Source organism: Rhizobium sp. SJZ105 (genome assembly GCF_007828365.1).
Classification (GTDB): domain Bacteria; phylum Pseudomonadota; class Alphaproteobacteria; order Rhizobiales; family Rhizobiaceae; genus Agrobacterium; species Agrobacterium tumefaciens.
The window spans coordinates 128,508-145,110 of sequence record NZ_VIUP01000001.1 but is presented as its reverse complement, the minus strand read 5'-3'; the positions used below and the strand labels follow the sequence as shown (position 1 = coordinate 145,110).

Here is a 16,603-nt window from a genome sequence, read left to right as displayed (position 1 = left end):
CTACAGCATGTGGCGCACCCTGTCTGCATGCCGTGATTTCTACGCCGGCAGAATTTCGGGCGAGCAACGCGCAAGCTTTGATGGTTCGAGAATGCGGCGCGAGATTATTTACGCGGGGCGGTGCGGCGGCAGCGCCAGTTCCAGTCTCTGGCTTCGCCCGTATCCATGTGGACCGATTCGGTGTGGCAATAGGTGCCTACACCACCACGCTGCGGCATCGAGCGCAGATAGGACGCAAGCTCCCATTTGGAAACGCCCTTGATCTGGATGTCGGCTGCATCGCAGGTGTAGTGCTTGGAACCCTGCCTTATGCCCTTTGGCGGGCGATAACCCGAGGTGACGATGGCCGGGCTGTTGTAGTGGCGCTCGACATCCTTGATCATGCGCACCAGTTCCGGCTTGAAACAACCGACTTCAACATGATCGGTCTGCAGGAAAAGCCCGTTCGGAGAAACTCGAGTGAGGCCGGAGAGCGAGGCAAGCTTCATCAGGCCGGCCGGCTGGTCATCCTCGTCTTCGAGATGCGCATCGTCGAATTCGTCAGACATCATCGAACGGCCGGAAAGCGCTATACCCATCGTCCTGTCCGACCCGCCGGAAAGCGCGGCAACCTGCGTATTCTCCGCCGTACCGTTTTCGATCATTTTCGGAAGGCGCTTCTTGGCCGCACCGGCGAAGAAAGCTGCCAGCGGCACGACTGTGCCCTCACTTTCCTGCCCCTCGCCTGCTCGTTTTCCGGCTCCAGAAGACTGTGCTGAAGCAGCTGCGAGCTGTTCCGACGCATTTTGCGGCGCTGGTGCGGGAACCGCCTGACGGTTTTCGCTGTGCTGTTCTGCCGGTACCGGCACGGCAGTCGGCACTTGTCCCGTTGCAGATACCGGTTGCGGCTGTGTCGCCAGCACTGGTGCCGAGTAGACGCTGCTGACGGCGGGCGCGATACCCTGGGAAGGTGCACCCGCTGCGGCTGTAGCCCCCGCCGCAACGGCAGGTCTGCTTGAATATATGCTTGATGTACCCGCGGAAATCGCCGTCGGCTGCGTCGTCAGGCCGCCAATATCGGCGGCGGCACCGTAACCCTGTGCGGGGCCACCGGGCGCCTGCGGCTGGGCCGCAACGGCCCCGCCGGTTGCGGAGGCCACAGCGGGATCCACGTAATGCCCCTGCTGCTGTTTGGCGGCCGGATTATGAACCGCCGATGCCGCCTGCGCCTTCTGCTCGGCGGAAATCGCCGGCTTTTTGCTGTTGGCAGCCATGTCGTCATCCGTCACCGCTGAAACGCATCCGGCAAGCCCGAGCAACGAAACCGCGACAACAAGACGCTGACAGGCAACGCGTCCTTTCGCGCTATCGACAGCTTTCATGGGTGGCCTCCGTATCTTGCATTTACAACAGCAGCACGGGAACGGAATCGTCTGCTTTTTCAAAACAGAACATGCCGTTTCGATTCGCGGACTATGCCTCAACCCATCCGGACAAGGCAAGAGTGACCGAAATCGTCTCTTCTGGTCGGGAAAACCCCTACCACGAACCCGTATTCTGCATAGATATCCACGGTTCGGCTGGCGCGAGGCTTTCGCCCTTCTGCAAGATTTCGAAGGAAATACCGTCGGGCGAACGAACGAAGGCCATGTGACCGTCACGCGGCGGCCGGTTGATCACGACGCCATTTTGCTGAAGGTGGGCACAGAAGTCGTAAATATTGTCGACCTCATAGGCCAGGTGCCCGAAATTGCGGCCGCCGGTGTAATCTTCGGTGTCCCAATTGTAGGTGAGTTCAAGGGAAGGCGCCTTTTTTTCCCGCGCCGCAGAGATATCGTCGCGCGCTGCAAGAAAAACCAGAGTGAAACGGCCTTTTTCGTTTTCGATCCGGCGTATTTCCTCGAGACCCATCAGGTCGCAATAGAATTTCATTGATTCGCCAAGGTCTTTGACGCGAACCATCGTGTGCAGATACCGCATTTTCTTCCTCTCCAATACGCTTTTCCGGGCCATAAACGCATGATCGCAAGCCCCGGACAAGGACGGCGACATAAAAGCAGCTACGCAAATCAAAAACTAGGGCTTGCGTGGAACCGTTACCAAGATGTTAATCTGGTACACAGGAATCAGTTGACCGGTGTGTGGCGCGTAATCGAGGGGTTGGCAGGATATGGCTGATAGGATGTCATCGAAAACGATAGTCGATGTCGAGGACCTTTCGGCCGATGCCGTGGACCTGACCGAAATCACCGGCGCGGTGAAATGGTTCGACGTTGCCAAGGGTTTCGGCTTTATCGTGCCTGACAATGGCATGCAGGACGTGCTGCTGCATGTCTCCTGCCTGCGCCGTGATGGGTATCAGACCATTCTCGAGGGTACGCGCATCGTTGCCCTCATCCAGCGGCGTGACCGCGGCTTTCAGGCCTTCCGCATCCTGTCGATGGATCAGTCCACCGCCGTTCACCCGTCGCAGCTGCCGCCGGTTCGCACCCATGTGCAGGTCACGCCGTCAAGCGGGCTTGAGCGTGCAATCGTCAAGTGGTTCAACCGCACCAAGGGTTTCGGTTTCTTGACGCGCGGCGAAGGCACTGAAGATATTTTCGTGCATATGGAAACGCTGCGCCGTTTCGGCCTCACGGAACTGCGTCCGGGCCAGGTGGTGCTGGTGCGCTTCGGCGATGGCGACAAGGGTTTGATGGCGGCGGAGATCCACCCCGACAACCCGGCCCCGATCGGGATGTCGCACTGATGGCCGCTGTGTTTCGCCACTTGATGAAGAGCGCCGTTCTGGCGCTTCTTTTTTTCACGCTCTCAAGCGCAGCACAGGCTCAACAACAGCAGACGTTTCAATCCGAACCGCTGACGATAGAGACCGCCTCCGGAGAAACCCACGAATTTGTTGCGGAACTGGCGCTGGACAACGCCCAGCGCGAACAGGGCCTTATGTTTCGCAAGTCCATGCCGCTTGGAAGCGGTATGCTGTTCGATTTCGGCAAGGAGCGGGATGTAGCCATGTGGATGAGGAATACTCTCATTCCGCTCGACATGCTGTTCATCGCCCGGGACGGGCGCATAACCCATATCCACGAGAACGCCGTGCCACATTCAGAAGCGATCATCAGCTCCCGTGGGTCGGTCAAATTCGTGCTTGAACTGAATGGCGGCACTGCCAAACGCTACGGCATCAAACCGGGCGATGTGGTTCGCAGTGCACAAATCGGCAACCGGAAATGACATTGCCGCGTTACTGCGTCTGAAAAGGCCGGACGACGTTTCGCCCGGCCGGCAAGATCTCAGTAGACCGGCTCGATATGGCTCAAAATCCGGCAATTGGAAATGGATGCGGCAAGATTGATGGCAATGTCGATTGCCTCTACCGAATCCGCCGTCCCTTCAAGATAGATCACGTCATTTTCGACGGTTGCGGAAATCCGCGACTTCTCGAGACCGTTTTCGAAAGCCAATGCAGAGGTGATGGCCTCGCATACACCCGCCATGCGGTCTCCAAAGAAGCTATCCTGAATGCCTGACAAATTGAACATGTGCGTTCTCCTTCTTGGCTATTACAACGCCCGAATCACGATTTTGTTCATCTCCGGTTCATCAATTCGTTCATCTTCCATTCATCTTGGCAAATTGGAACCCCCTGCCCGATCACATTTTAGGTGATCGGGAACCATTTCGTGAGGTGAGCATTTCGCGCATGGGAGTGAAATCTGCCGTCAAGGCGCATGAAACAGGGAGGAGAATGACATGCTGATTAACAAAACGGAGCCGTGTCACCACGCCTCGTGGATGAAGCCGGTGGCTATCCACCTGCCGCTATCCGCAGCGGTGGAAATCTACAGCCCTCTGGTGGCGCTGGACATGCTGATGTACCGCTGGCCGGACGAACACGGACCGGAATATGAGGACGCGCGCAGGAACTGTCTCGATGCTATCGCCGGAAAATGCGACATCGAAAAAGCGCGGGAATCGTTTCTGGTCGCAAGCAGCCACGCGCATATTCTGAACATCCACTAGGTCGTCACGCGGAAGGCTTTGTGAATATTATAGACTAAATATCAGACACTTACGGTGATGACAATCGGATGAGCGGCAAGTCGATCTGCAGTCATCAACTCACCTCCAGAGGTCAAAACAACGGGCAATCCACCTGCGTGGATCGCCCGTTTGATTGAAGCCTGAGCTTCGTCCTATTCAAATGGCCGGGCGCACAGGGATCGGGAGGTTGCTGTGAGATACACCGTCTTAATTTTCCCCATGCACCGGCAGTCAATACTCGGATAGATTTCTGTCTTACAATCGGTGTTTCGACGTGACTATTCCTGATAGCGCGACACGCCCGCTTCGTCGTTATGGCATTCAACCAGGCAAACGACCGTCTCCCCTAGCGAAGAGGTAGTCTGCAAAAACCGTTCACGCTTTCTCGGTAACAAACGCGGCATCGACCCGTGCGCCAGGGGCGCATGAACGACCGAAGTCGGATCCTGCCTGCGGAACATGACATGTAACTGTCATGCAAACGTTATAATCCGCAATGACGAATTCCATGGAATCGGTTGGCGGGTAAACCGCTGAAAGCTTGGGAGTGGAACTGGCCAGCATGGAAACTGTTTTTGCCCTTTGCGCAATTCTGCTCCTCGCCTTCAATCTTCTCGGCGTCGTTCTGGCAGGCTGGCGGCTGAAAAGATGCGATACGGACAACGCACTTGTCCGGCAGAAACCGCCGGTATCACTGGTGGTGCCGCTGCGCGGCATCGAAACTTTCACACCGCTGACGCTGTCGCGCGCCTTCCAGCTCAACTGGCCGGACTATGAGCTGCTGTTCTGCGTCGCCGACGAGTTCGATCCCGTGATCGAGGAAGTGCGCAAGGCAAGCGCGGCCTTCCCCGCAGTTTCAGCGCAATTGCTCATCGGCGATGATCGCATCAGCGCCAATCCCAAACTGAACAATTGCGTCAAGGGCTGGCGTGCTGCTCGGCACGAATGGGTCATTCTGGCCGATTCCAATGTTTTGATGCCGCAATCCTATATCGAAACCATGATGTCGGCCTGGCGGCCGGATAGCGGACTGGTCTGCTCGCCACCGCTCGGCTCCCGGCCGGATGGCTTCTGGGCGCATGTGGAATGCGCCTTCCTCAACGGCTCGCAAGGCCGCTGGCAATATGCGGCGGAAGCCATCGGCATGGGCTTCGCGCAGGGCAAATCGATGTTTTGGAACAAGCCGTTCCTGGAAGAGCGCGGCGGCATCCGCGCGCTCGCCGCCGAAATCGCCGAAGATGCCGCTTCCACGAAGCTGGTCAGAAATGCCGGTCGCAAGGTACACCTGGTGTCGGCCCCGTTCGAGCAGCCGCTCGGACAGCGCCATGCCGGTGAGATATGGTCGCGGCAGACCCGCTGGGCGCGGCTGCGGCGCGTCACCTTCCCGCAATATTTCGCCCCGGAAATCCTCACCGGCGCGCTTCCCCCGCTCCTCTTCGCACTCGCTGCCGCCGCTGCCGCCGATGTGAACCTTGCCGTCACCGCGATTGCCGTACTCGCCATCATGTATGGCCCGGAACTGGCGCTCGCAGCTCTCAACCGGTGGCCGGTATCACTCTATACCCTTCCGGCAATGGTCGCGCGGGATGTCATCATGCCATTCGTCTGGGTACGCAGCTGGATCGGCAGCGCGGTTGCATGGCGCGGCAATGTCATGACGATCGGCACGGCCGAAAGCACATTGGCCGGACCTTCAGCGGACTGAACGGAAGCTATTATTTGAAAGGGTTACACCGACAAGCGAATGTTTCGCTTTAAATGGTCGGAGTGGAGAGATTCGAACTCCCGACCCTCTGGTCCCAAACCAGATGCGCTACCAGACTGCGCTACACTCCGCCGAGGCGATGGCTGGGGAATACACGGTTCACCCGCAGTCCGCAACAGGGAAATTCATCTTTGTTGAGCCCATTGTCTCGATTATTGAAAACTCATGCAACGCGGTGGGACCGTGAAGAGGTCGCAAAGGATAATCGTCTTGACTCTCACATGGAGTCGGTCCATTTCAAATTCAGCGTTCCTGACACGATTTGGTTATTCTATTCAGGTACGTGAATAGTAATCCGGGGCGCATGCCCCACCGCCCAACCGGAGCAGTTTCGACATGTCTGCGAAGATTTACCGCCCTGCAAAGACCGCCATGCAATCCGGCAAGGCGAAAACCAATGTCTGGGTTCTGGAATTCGACGCTGAGGTCCCGCGCAAGATCGATCCGATCATGGGATACACCTCGACATCCGACATGAAGCAGCAGGTCAAGCTGACATTCGAGACGCAGGAACAGGCCGAAGCCTATGCGCAGCGCAAGGGCATCGAATACCGCGTCATCCAGCCAAAGGAAGCAACCCGCAAGGTTGTATCCTACACGGATAATTTCCGCTTCAACCGCACCCAGCCCTGGACGCATTGAAGAAGACGCACTGAACGATTTTCAGCCGGAGCAACAATAGTCCGGCACGACGGCCCCTTAGCTCAGCTGGATAGAGCGTCGACCTTCTAAGTCGAATGTCGCAGGTTCGAATCCTGCAGGGGTCGCCATCTTGATCTAAACTGCCGCTTTCGGAATCCAGATCGCGGATGATTTCGCGGGTTTGGTTTGTCCCTGTGCTGACTGATTGGGTCCACTCGCGGCATTTGATTTGGGCATGTCCGATTTTTCGCTCGTAACGGACGGTCCTGCGGTCGCGCTGTATTCCCGAAGAAGCGAGACATCCCTCCAATCACAGTCGCCCGCGATCGGGACAACTCAGCGATTTTCTAGGCAAAACAGCCGATTCAACCGTTGATTACTGGGGATAACCCTCGTGTCGTATAAGTGGACGAGTTACGCAATGCTCGATTGGAGATAGTCTTTCCATTCCTTTACTTGGGTATCGCAACAACGTGGAAGACGTAACTTATCTCTGGGTCGCCGAAACGGTATTGAGGAAGCACAAACGCCCCCTCACGGCTCGCGCGCTCGTTGATTACGGCCTTGAGGACGAACTTTTTCCACCGGCCGGACTCAGCAATACGCCTCAAAAATCTATGCAAGCTCGCTTGAGTGTCGACATATTGGACAACGAGACCTCCCCTTTCATCAGAACCGGCCCGGGTCGGTTTTATCTTCGCGAACTGTTAGCAGAACAGCCGTCGAATGCATCAGAAGGTCTTAAAGTCTACAGAGCAGAACGCCGTGCTCCGGTCCCATCGTCGGAGATGGTACTCTGCGTGCCGAAATCGGTTTACCAAGGTTTCCTGCATTATCAGGGAATTGGACACACTTCGCCTCCAAATCCAATCGTGAAACTGAAGGATAGCGAAACCACGTACCTGCATCGATCCGCGGCGGAAACAGATGATGGCTACAAGCAGGTCATCACATATACGGTCATTCAATATCAATCGAAAATACTGACTTTTCGGCGAGGCCTTTATAACCGGACAGCTAAGTTTCTTAGAGGCGCGCAATGTGTAGGGTTTGGCGGCCATGTAAATGAAGACGACCGCGACCTTTTCTCTTTTGATGACCTCGGGATCAGACAAAACGCAGCACGCGAAATCTCCGAAGAATTAATGTTGCCCAAAGGTCGCCCTATCGTTGACCCTAACGAGCTTGAGTTTCTGGGGATACTTAATGACGACTCCTCGGATGTCGGCATCAGACATGTGGCGGTGGTGTTGCGATACTGGGTCAACGACTGGTCTCAGTGGAAATCTGTCGGTCGAGGCGAAGCCTCGATGAACAAGATCAAGTGGCTCGACACGTTGAAGGAGCCGATCAATCTTTCCGAATTCGAATACTGGTCACAGCTCGTCATCCGTTCGTTCTTCAAGAGTTCGATGGAGATGGTTCCGAGCTATAAGATTCAGCGCCGATCGATATTCCAAGGACCTCACGTTCTTTGCATTGTTGGATCGATCGGATCGGGGAAATCCGCGACAAGCAAGTTTCTCAAAGAGAGGTACGGCTATGAGGGCGTGAACTCAGGTCAGGTCCTGGCGCAACTGATGAACATGCCTCCAGTTCCTTCTACGCCTCGCGAGGTCTTTCAAACATCCGCTGAAAAATTTATCACCGGCCCTAGCGGACCATACGAACTCGGCAAGGCGCTTGCTGCAGCGGCAGCGAACACGCAATCGGATCGAGTCCTAGTCGATGGTATAAGGCATCCGGAGACCCTTGAAGTCCTCAAAAAGCACGCGACGCTGCCTGTAGCATTGCTCTATGTTTACACGCCGCCTGACGTCGCGTTTGAGATGTATCGGGACCGTGAAGGACACAGCGAAGACGCCATCACGTTTCCCGAATTCGTCAAGCTCTACACTGCGCCTGTCGAAAGCAAAATTCGTTACATGACTGGTGATGCCGACACAATCATCTTCAATTGGCTCGGGCTCGACGCCTACGAACGAGCGCTGTCGACATTGATGGAGGAATTGAATGCTCGTTGAAACAGACGGTGGCTACGACGACGGTTACGTCGCCGTAAGGGGATTTTGGGGAACCTCCCCGGGATCATTGGTTCGCGAATACCTGAGCAAGCAACGCGTTGAGGGTTTAAGAATCCTAGACGTGGGTGCGGGCGAAGGTAAGAACGCAGCGGCCTTCGCACGTGCCGGTGCCAAGGTTACGGCGATCGAGTGTTCGGCCGCAGCAATCAAAAACGGTCGAGCACTTTTCCCCAACGAGCGTATACAATGGGTACATTGCGATGCTTTGGACTATGATTTCGTCCCGGAGAGCTATGACGTTATTGTGTCGTACGGGTTGACGCATTGCCTGCCGTCCGAAATGTCCGCGCGGCGATTGATCTCCATTCTTCAGTCGGCCCTCGTCCCTGACGGTACATTTATACTGGTTTCGTTCAATTCAGGCAGTCACGACCTCAGCGCGCATCCGGGTTTTGATCCTCTTCTCCTCGACCACGATTGGTTCGTGAGGATTTTCAATGGTTGGGACCTCGAGAGCGTATCGGACGCCATCCTTTTTGAAACTCATCCGCACAACAACATTCCCCATCACCATTCCTTGACGAGATTGGCAGCCAGAAAGCCATGAAAGTAACGGTCCCCGCTGAACTAAAGAAACTCTATCGCCAAGGCCGAGTGGTCCCATTCGTGGGAGCGGGCGCATCAATGTCATTCACGTGGAAAACACCCGGCTCCGATGAAATTCAACGCGGTCCATCATGGTCAGAAATGGTAAGCGAAGCATGCCGCCTGATGGGATACTCCGATCCAGAACTGCTTAGATACCGTGGTACGGACCTCCAGATACTTGAGTTCTTTGGTCAGAAGATGGGGAACTTCGCACCCCTTACGAATTGGCTTGTCCGAAAATTTCACGTGGAGGACGAGGCCATAAAGGCATCCCGCGTCCACAACGCCCTCGCCTCTTTCGTGAACTCAAAGACCTACTACACCACAAACTACGATGATCTGCTTGAACGCTCGCTGCGTTTAGCCGGCAGGCAAGTTAAAGTCGTAGCTCGAGAGCGAGACATGGGGGCCAGCGATCCGGTCGAGGTCGTGAAATTTCACGGTGACTTCAACAATCCGGATTTGATGGTTTTTTCGGAAGCACACTATTACAAAAGGCTCCGTTACGATGTTCCTCTCGATTTCAAGCTGCGCTCCGACCTGCTTAACAGGGTAGCGCTTTTCGTTGGATACAGCTTTGGAGACTTGAACATCGGTTTTCTCTTCGATCTTCTAAACGAATTGCTCCAGACACTACCCGATAGCGATACTGGTAAACGCGCGTATATCGTTGTCAACAATCCGTCCGACTTCGAGTATACCCTATTCCACAAACGCAACATTGAAATCATCCCCACATACGGGGACAAGCGCACCGAGACCCTAGTAAAAGTCCTAGAGGAGATCGTGTCATGAAAAAGCGCACTATCTTCTACGCTACGCGTAGTCAGTTCAAAGACGAAGAGCTTGCCGTAATCGCCGAAACCGAGTTCGTGGACGACGCGGGCGCTAAACACAATATTGGTGACCTCATCGACTTCCAAGTTTCAAGAGTTCCAACCGAGGAGCCCCTTGAAATCGACATCGAAGAAATGGTCCGTCACAAAGCTCGATCCGCTTACAAGACCATTCTGGCACCATGTATTGTCGAGCATGCCGGCCTAATCCTCGAGAAAAATGCCGCCTCCGGCTTTCCAGGTGGATTGACGCAGCCAATGTGGGACGCGCTTGGTCCTGACGGTTTTTTGGCACGGATTGGCTGTGGTGGTGAACGCGCGACAGCGCGAGCCGTCGTCGGTTACTGTGACGGAATGGCGACGTATACGTTTGTGGGTGAGACCTCCGGTACGCTGGCTTATGAGCCGTGCGGCGATAGGTCGTTCTATTGGGACGTAATCTTTCGCCCAGACGACGATAAATCTCACAGGACTTATGCAGAGATTTCGGAGGGTGAAGAGGGGTTGTCCACAAAGCTGAGTATGTCGCAATCTACCAAAGCAATACGGAAATTTGCAGCATTTCTCTCCACGGAGTCGGGCGACGCCCTGTTCAATCTGAGTTAAACGAGGCAGAAAGACACAGTGGCGCATGGATTGACGATCCAACGTTTGGCGCGCTCATGCATCAGCAACAAACTGATCGCGTCCAATGAACAAATTATGCCAACATTTATGGCGCAGTGGGCAGTTTAACGCTGCCTCAACCAAAATACTTCAACCCGTATTTTTGCCGGCCTTCCGAACCATTTGAGCGTCTGACTTTGGCAGAGCCGGACATGGGCAACCTTCAGCGTCGTCGTCACGACCTAGATCAAGACCGCTTCGTGGCTCGAATCGAACTGACATGCCTTGCCGGGGGCATAGTAGAGCAGCACATAGACTTCCGCCGCCACAGTACCTCTATCCTTTGTCGAACCCCTCTCATAGTGCCGGGTCGCATCTTTGCGCTAACATAAATCATGACCCAATCAGAGCTACCTAGACAGTCACCAACATTCCATCCCGCTTTTCTAGCTCGCCTCGTGTAACGAGGACCTCAATACGCCCGCGAATGATCTCTCGAAGTTGCGCGCTTGTCGCCTTAAAACCGAGCCCACGAGCAACAGCGTTGATTGCCTGCTCCTCCGTACCACCAAGACTTTGATCAATGATTGTCTTGAGGCCATGGTCGATCTCCATAGGAGGAAGCAACTCGAGCCGACGGAGGCTAGGAGAGGATGCCGAACTGCGATCGCGCAGTCTGATTTCGGAATCGGGTTCAAGAAGAAACTGACCAGATCGAACGACTTCTCTACGGTCGACTAAAAGCTTGATAGCTTGATTAACGTGCGCTTCAATCCGGCCACCCGCACGCTGTAGACCCCACGCGGTCCGAATACGGGTGATGACTTCACCACTGTGAATAGGGCTCTCCGTTTTAACCGCGCTCTTCACCAGCGAACCTATCACTGACAAAGAGGCTTCATGCAGTTCTGACGACGTATTTACGTACAAAGAGACTTCTTCATAGGGTATGTTGACGTCAACGCCCGACCCCACCTCCTGCAGCCCTATTTCAGTAACGTCCACTCGATCAATTGTAACGACCTCAACAGGCACAGCACGCTTCCTCGCTGCTGGACCGTTACCTCCCGCAATAGCGTCGGTTTTTGCCCGCTCGATTGCTTCAATGAGACGCTCGAGCTCCGCCTTCGGTCGCTGGAACCAATCAGAACTCCAGATACGGTGTATGTTCCAACCGTGATCCTCAAGTACCGCCTGACGTAGCCGGTCGCGCTCGCGGGCCGATCGCGCGCTATGATAAGATGCACCGTCGCACTCGATTCCCACAAGGTAGCGCCCCGGAACCTGATCATCTGCAACTGCCAGATCGATGAAGAACCCGGCGATCCCGACTTGCGGATGGACCTGATAACCCCGGCCCTGAAGTGCGGCCATGACCTGCTCTTCGAACACACTATCCATCCCGCGATCGGCCCGAGCAGCCATTGATAGCCTTCCCGTGCGCGCATAGTGGAGGAACAGCTTGAATGCGAAGACACCTTTGCCCTTGCCACGCTCAAGATCGATATCCTCGTCCGTAATCGAGGCGTAGACCTCACAGCGCTGCTTTGCACGGCTGATGAGCACATTGAGCCGGCGTTCGCCGCCCTCCGCCCCGAGCGGACCGAAGCGCATGCTCATGTAACCTTGGGCATTCTTCGCGTAAGCCACCGAGATTAGGATGACGTCGCGCTCGTCGCCCTGCACGTTTTCGAGGTTCTTGACGAAGAACGGTTCTGTTGGATGTGAGTGAAAGAAGGGCTCCGTTTCCGGATTGAGGCGACGAAGCAGTTCAAGTTGGTCCTGAATTTCTCGACGCTGCTTTATCGAAAATGCGGCTACGCCTAACGAGAGATGTGGCGTCTCAAGCGCATGCCTGATGATAGCTTCGGCAACCACCTTCGCCTCGACCTTGTTCACGCTGTCCTCGAACACACCGCTTGGGACGTGGTGGAAGCGTAGTCCCATACCGGCCTCCGCCGTATAAGGACTGGGTACGATGAAAAGCTTGTTCTCATAGAACTGGCTGTTCGATACTGCGATCAGCGATTGGTGACGGCTACGGTAGTGCCACCGCAACATACGGCTCGGAAGACCTCGCGCGGAGAACAGCCCGAGGATGCTTTCGATATCCGACACCTTCGCGCCGTCATCTTCGTCATCCTGTTCCGATCCGTCGGATGTCATTTTCGAAAAGAACATCGTTGGCGGAAGCTGGCGTTCGTCACCGACGACCACGACCTGTTTCGCGCGCGCAACCGCCCCCAACGCATCAACGGGCTGTATCTGACTTGCCTCGTCCATCACGAGAAGGTCGAACTCAATAACACCTGGGGGAAGAAACTGGGCAATGGAAAGCGGGCTCATCATGAAGACGGGCTTGAGCGCCTGGATTGCGGGAGACGCGCGCTGCATCAATTGCCGGATCGGCATATGGTTTCGACGGCGTGCCATTTCGCCACGCAGGACTCCTACCGGGCCGATACCACTGACAGAAGGAATCTTGCGGTGGTGGGCGCGGACGACTTCCAGCTTCGAGTGCTTCATACGGCCGAGATCAAGGTTGGCAAAATCGGCGACAAGCCGATTGTGTACTTCCCCGTCGAACCGCGCGAGTTCCGGGGTCCTGCCGTGCTGGTCCCTCAGCAACGCCTCGTAGTAAGCCATGTCGAAATACGGAATGACGTTCGCCGTTGTTAGACGTCCATCCTCCAGGCGAGCAACGATCTCCGCAACGCCGGCGTCTGCAGCCTCCTTTGCTCTACCGTTAAATGCCGCAAACTTCGAAAGTTGCTCCTCGTTGGCAATCCAATCAACTAACTTTCGGATCATTTCATCAAGTGGGGCATCAGCTACCACGCCCACGCCGAACAGCGTCTCGGTATCCGATTTCAGAAATACCAAGAGTTCCGACATCCGATCAAGGAACTCTTTCCCGAGGGCATATGCTTCCTTGGCATGAGCGTAAATCGAACTTGGGTCATCGACCCGAGACGCCAGCTTGCGAATGTCAGCATTTGAGGTCGACCAAGCGTAGACTTGGGAGAGCTTCGGCCAGTTCGAGGTCGCTCCTGACCAAAGCGAGCCGAACGCAGCGACGCCAACGGCATTGCTGGTTTCCAGCGTTTGCTTGCAACGCTGCGCCGTCGCGAGGGTTCCGAGGGCTTTCACTCGGGCTGCGGCATCAGTAAGCGGCACATCAAGCAAGTCCGAAAACGCCGCATCCGCATTCGTCAGATCGGTAATTGCAGGCGCGGATTGGAGCAAAGATATCTCGTCGACGTCCGACGAACCGCCGAAAAAGTCAGTATTACCCGATCCCATGTCTGTCCAAAGAGAAAGAAGTGCTCGACGAGTTTCATCAAGCAAAGCCCGGACCTGCTCACAGCGAGACGCCACCGCTGATTTATCTGTCAGCCTACCCGCGATCGCCCGCGCTTCCGATCCCACGCCTCGTAGGCTCCTCATCCAAAGGACCAGGCTCTCGAGTGGACGTGGATCAGATTTTTCGCCGCGCCAGTCGGCTCCGAATGCCGAGCGTCCAAGACCGTCACCCTCTCTGATCGCATTGCGGGCATCTTTGCCCTTTTGAAGGAGATCGAGAATACGGACGGTTTCTGCGGGCGGCGTCTCTGGCATCACAGTTTTTAGCAGCGCCTTTGCCTTTCTCCAGTCCCCGCTGAGGAACTTGAGAAAGCGGTCTCCGTGCATCGCCACCGCCGTGCGGGTGGGAATTAAATCCATATCCCAGCCTTGGTCTGCGATTTTTCCCGCCAATTCCGTCCGGATATTGCGGTACGTTGCTACTGCTTCGGCGAGGTCCCCCGCCTGCTCCAATCCACGTTCCCAAATTGCTGCTACGAAAGCGTCTGGGCTGACATCGGGCGCTTCGGCAACGCGATCGCCAATCGTAACCAATCGTGAAATCGATCCGAGAGTCGGCGATGCCTTGACCCCGAGCGTCGTTCCCAGCGACACCGCCGCGCTTAAAAAGCGCGGGATTAGCCCATTCAATTGTGCAATCGTTCCAAAGCCTGATTGTGGGAAGTGCGAGGGTAGACGCCGAAACACACTGATCAGCGAAGCAGGATCGACACTCCAGGCTGCTTCAACCATCGTTTTATCAACTTCGGCGGCAAGCCGGCAGTATTCCGCGCCGTCCTTGATCAAGCGATCTACGTCGGGGAGCATTTCTGCCCACACGGTATTTCCAAGCGCCTCGTGATCTACATCTTGAGGTCTTGTTGCGAGGCGTTCAGCAAGCGCAACGCTTGCGGTAAATGTTGTGAAGGTTTTCGAAGGCTCCGCCTCCAGCGCCTCCGTGACTGATCTCGTCCCCTCTATCACACGCTCAGAAAAAGCTTTGGCGTCCTTTAATCGGGCGACCAGTCGTTCGAGATCGAGAGGTGTAATTCCTGTGAGGCCGACGCCGTGCCACGGATGTGCCGAGGGAAGCCCGATATCGTCGATGCGCTGTGCGAGTTCATTCAACAGCGCGACAACCCGCTCGCGATTGTCAGGCGTCCAGTTGACTGCATCTGAAAGCTCAATATCCGATGGCGGCATTCCGAACCGTCGCAACCGCGACAGATGTCCAATCACCTGAAATGGCGTGAGACCGTACGGTTGATATTTTTCGTGGAGACGTGCGGCGTGACTATTCAGGCTGTCGCGCGCATCAACCAGGCTCCTGTTCAGCGCATCCGCAGACTCGCCCCGAGGAGCACCCAGTTCCCAGGTGTGCTGGAGCTCCATTAGAAGAGCACGCTTGTTTGCCTTGTTCGAATGCAGCTCGAGGCAGGAATCTCCCACTCCGGCGTTATCAAGACGACGTTTGACAACTTCGAGAGCTGCCATCTTTTCGGCCACGAAGAGAACAGTCTTACCATCTGCCACCGCAGCGGCGATAATGTTCGCAATCGTCTGAGACTTTCCAGTTCCCGGGGGTCCCTGAATCACGAGATCACGCCCCTTTCGGACTTCGTGGATCGCGGCCGTCTGTGAACTATCCGCATCGACAATGTGCGTCATTTCACTCGGAGATATATGCACGTCGATATTCGCGTCCTCGGACAACAACTCCTCGCCCGTGGTGAACCCGTTTGAAACAAGGGACGTAATAAGTGGGCGATCGGTGAACTTGGCGTTCTGCGGCCAGAGGCTAGGGTCGAGGTCCCTGTACATCAGGAATTTTGCGAATGAAAAGAACCCGAGGACGATGTCGTCGGGTTGAACACACCAATTCGGCTTAATGGAGATCGCCGCAGCCACCTGCGCGGCATAATCGTCAAAGGAAAATTGATCGGTTGCGTCGAACACCGGCATCGTGATCTTGTGGACGCGATCAAGAAAACCCTCAAGTGACAAGTTGGAGGCATAGTCCTCCTGTCGCGCTTTCAGTTTGAACCGCTCAGCTGCGCTACCGCGCTCCAGCATAACCGGAACAAGAATGAGCGGGGCATATCGGATGTTCTCGGCATTGTTGGGATCGATCCATTTCAACGTACCGAGGCCAAGATAGAGGATGTTGACCCCCTGCTCTTCTTCGAGGGTCCTCGCGTCGAAGTAAAGATCGAGCAGGCGTTTCTGGAGTGCGTTCGGAGTCATCCGTGTCTGGAGTTTGGTGTCGCCGTGCCTTATGAGGCGGCCGCTCTCATCTCTGTCGTCATCATCAGGTAGTGCGAGTTCGATCAGGTCTTCCGAACCTTCCCCGTTTTTGGAGTCACGACCCTTCGCACCTGCGAGAAAGGTCATCGCCTTGCCTTCGCTCACAAGGATGCGGAACACTTCTGAAGAACGCTCGTCGACGATATCGACGGTCTTCGCGCTTTTTGAGAACCGCGGGACATTTAGCAGGCGGTTACGAGCCGAAAAATCAAGCAACTCTGTTCTCGCCCGCTCAATCTTTGCTTCAACTGAAAGCGTGCTCTGGAAAACCGAATTCTCAGCGTTTTGGTCTATGTCAGAAATCAAATTTGTCATGGCAAGCCCCCTGCTTCCAGTGAGAATGCACAATCAAATTAGAACGTCTAGTAGCAACACCGAAAAGACGATAACAACTTGCAGTATTCCTCCGACTT

At 55.4% G+C, this 16,603-nt stretch carries 13 protein-coding genes and 2 tRNA genes; 10 read left to right on the top strand and 5 right to left on the bottom strand.

The window, feature by feature from the left end:
* Nucleotides 1–104: 104 nt before the first annotated feature.
* Both FB593_RS00775 and FB593_RS00770 read right to left on the bottom strand, forming a co-directional pair.
* Nucleotides 105–1,361: a YcbK family protein gene (locus tag FB593_RS00775; protein WP_162760804.1), complete on the bottom strand. Its 1,257-nt coding sequence runs from the start codon at nucleotides 1,359–1,361 to the stop codon at nucleotides 105–107.
* A gap of 157 nt (nucleotides 1,362–1,518) precedes the next feature.
* Nucleotides 1,519–1,959, bottom strand: coding sequence for a VOC family protein (locus FB593_RS00770; RefSeq protein ID WP_003515949.1), 441 nt, complete (start codon nucleotides 1,957–1,959; stop codon nucleotides 1,519–1,521).
* Between the two features lie 190 nt (nucleotides 1,960–2,149).
* On the opposite strand from FB593_RS00770, the gene FB593_RS00765 reads away from it, so the two are divergent.
* Entirely contained in the window at nucleotides 2,150–2,728 is a 579-nt protein-coding gene (locus FB593_RS00765; RefSeq protein ID WP_013636345.1) for a cold-shock protein, read from the top strand.
* On the top strand, nucleotides 2,728–3,213 hold the full coding sequence (locus tag FB593_RS00760; RefSeq protein ID WP_038491344.1) for a DUF192 domain-containing protein: 486 nt from the start codon (nucleotides 2,728–2,730) through the stop codon (nucleotides 3,211–3,213). The genes FB593_RS00765 and FB593_RS00760 overlap by 1 nt, the downstream gene beginning before the upstream one ends.
* A gap of 59 nt (nucleotides 3,214–3,272) precedes the next feature.
* Here FB593_RS00760 and FB593_RS00755 read toward each other — a convergent pair whose 3' ends face one another.
* Complete coding sequence (locus FB593_RS00755) at nucleotides 3,273–3,521, bottom strand: BON domain-containing protein (RefSeq protein WP_145166258.1); 249 nt, start codon at nucleotides 3,519–3,521, stop codon at nucleotides 3,273–3,275.
* A 211-nt stretch (nucleotides 3,522–3,732) separates the two neighbouring features.
* Between FB593_RS00755 and FB593_RS00750 the strand changes: the two genes are divergently transcribed.
* Entirely contained in the window at nucleotides 3,733–4,002 is a 270-nt protein-coding gene (locus tag FB593_RS00750; protein WP_003515956.1) for a DUF982 domain-containing protein, read from the top strand.
* A gap of 583 nt (nucleotides 4,003–4,585) precedes the next feature.
* Nucleotides 4,586–5,728, top strand: a complete 1,143-nt coding sequence (locus FB593_RS00740) for a ceramide glucosyltransferase (protein ID WP_145166257.1) — start codon at nucleotides 4,586–4,588, stop codon at nucleotides 5,726–5,728.
* 54 nt (nucleotides 5,729–5,782) lie between these two features.
* Here FB593_RS00740 and FB593_RS00735 read toward each other — a convergent pair.
* Nucleotides 5,783–5,859 (bottom strand) — tRNA-Pro (locus tag FB593_RS00735).
* 265 nt (nucleotides 5,860–6,124) lie between these two features.
* On the opposite strand from FB593_RS00735, the gene FB593_RS00730 reads away from it, so the two are divergent.
* The 6 genes from FB593_RS00730 to FB593_RS00705 all read left to right on the top strand — a co-directional run bounded on the left by FB593_RS00730 (nucleotide 6,125) and on the right by FB593_RS00705 (nucleotide 10,544).
* Nucleotides 6,125–6,430: an ETC complex I subunit gene (locus FB593_RS00730; RefSeq protein WP_003495468.1), complete on the top strand. Its 306-nt coding sequence runs from the start codon at nucleotides 6,125–6,127 to the stop codon at nucleotides 6,428–6,430.
* A gap of 51 nt (nucleotides 6,431–6,481) precedes the next feature.
* Nucleotides 6,482–6,558, top strand: a tRNA-Arg gene (locus FB593_RS00725).
* Nucleotides 6,559–6,903: 345 nt separating this feature from the next.
* On the top strand, nucleotides 6,904–8,454 hold the full coding sequence (locus FB593_RS00720; protein ID WP_162803601.1) for an HTH domain-containing protein: 1,551 nt from the start codon (nucleotides 6,904–6,906) through the stop codon (nucleotides 8,452–8,454).
* A complete protein-coding gene (locus FB593_RS00715) occupies nucleotides 8,444–9,061 on the top strand; it encodes a class I SAM-dependent methyltransferase (RefSeq protein WP_115063030.1) in 618 nt (205 codons plus the stop codon). The genes FB593_RS00720 and FB593_RS00715 overlap by 11 nt, the downstream gene beginning before the upstream one ends.
* A gap of 77 nt (nucleotides 9,062–9,138) precedes the next feature.
* Nucleotides 9,139–9,897: an SIR2 family NAD-dependent protein deacylase gene (locus FB593_RS00710; RefSeq protein WP_111828829.1), complete on the top strand. Its 759-nt coding sequence runs from the start codon at nucleotides 9,139–9,141 to the stop codon at nucleotides 9,895–9,897.
* Nucleotides 9,894–10,544: a non-canonical purine NTP pyrophosphatase gene (locus FB593_RS00705; RefSeq protein WP_145166256.1), complete on the top strand. Its 651-nt coding sequence runs from the start codon at nucleotides 9,894–9,896 to the stop codon at nucleotides 10,542–10,544. The genes FB593_RS00710 and FB593_RS00705 overlap by 4 nt, the downstream gene beginning before the upstream one ends.
* 414 nt (nucleotides 10,545–10,958) lie before the next feature.
* On the opposite strand, the gene FB593_RS00700 is transcribed toward FB593_RS00705, so the two are convergent.
* Nucleotides 10,959–16,505, bottom strand: a complete 5,547-nt coding sequence (locus FB593_RS00700) for a DUF3320 domain-containing protein (RefSeq protein ID WP_115063027.1) — start codon at nucleotides 16,503–16,505, stop codon at nucleotides 10,959–10,961.
* Between the last annotated feature and the right edge of the window lie 98 nt (nucleotides 16,506–16,603).

What these genes read in the sequence shown, in the direction of transcription:
- FB593_RS00775 (WP_162760804.1), bottom strand. Translation starts at nt 1,361, where the DNA reads ATGAAAGCTGTCGATAGCGCGAAAGGACGCGTTGCCTGTCAGCGTCTT.
- FB593_RS00770 (WP_003515949.1), bottom strand. Translation starts at nt 1,959, where the DNA reads ATGCGGTATCTGCACACGATGGTTCGCGTCAAAGACCTTGGCGAATCA.
- FB593_RS00765 (WP_013636345.1), top strand. Translation starts at nt 2,150, where the DNA reads ATGGCTGATAGGATGTCATCGAAAACGATAGTCGATGTCGAGGACCTT.
- FB593_RS00760 (WP_038491344.1), top strand. Translation starts at nt 2,728, where the DNA reads ATGGCCGCTGTGTTTCGCCACTTGATGAAGAGCGCCGTTCTGGCGCTT.
- FB593_RS00755 (WP_145166258.1), bottom strand. Translation starts at nt 3,521, where the DNA reads ATGTTCAATTTGTCAGGCATTCAGGATAGCTTCTTTGGAGACCGCATG.
- FB593_RS00750 (WP_003515956.1), top strand. Translation starts at nt 3,733, where the DNA reads ATGCTGATTAACAAAACGGAGCCGTGTCACCACGCCTCGTGGATGAAG.
- FB593_RS00740 (WP_145166257.1), top strand. Translation starts at nt 4,586, where the DNA reads ATGGAAACTGTTTTTGCCCTTTGCGCAATTCTGCTCCTCGCCTTCAAT.
- FB593_RS00730 (WP_003495468.1), top strand. Translation starts at nt 6,125, where the DNA reads ATGTCTGCGAAGATTTACCGCCCTGCAAAGACCGCCATGCAATCCGGC.
- FB593_RS00715 (WP_115063030.1), top strand. Translation starts at nt 8,444, where the DNA reads ATGCTCGTTGAAACAGACGGTGGCTACGACGACGGTTACGTCGCCGTA.
- FB593_RS00710 (WP_111828829.1), top strand. Translation starts at nt 9,139, where the DNA reads ATGTCATTCACGTGGAAAACACCCGGCTCCGATGAAATTCAACGCGGT.
- FB593_RS00705 (WP_145166256.1), top strand. Translation starts at nt 9,894, where the DNA reads ATGAAAAAGCGCACTATCTTCTACGCTACGCGTAGTCAGTTCAAAGAC.
- FB593_RS00700 (WP_115063027.1), bottom strand. Translation starts at nt 16,505, where the DNA reads ATGACAAATTTGATTTCTGACATAGACCAAAACGCTGAGAATTCGGTT.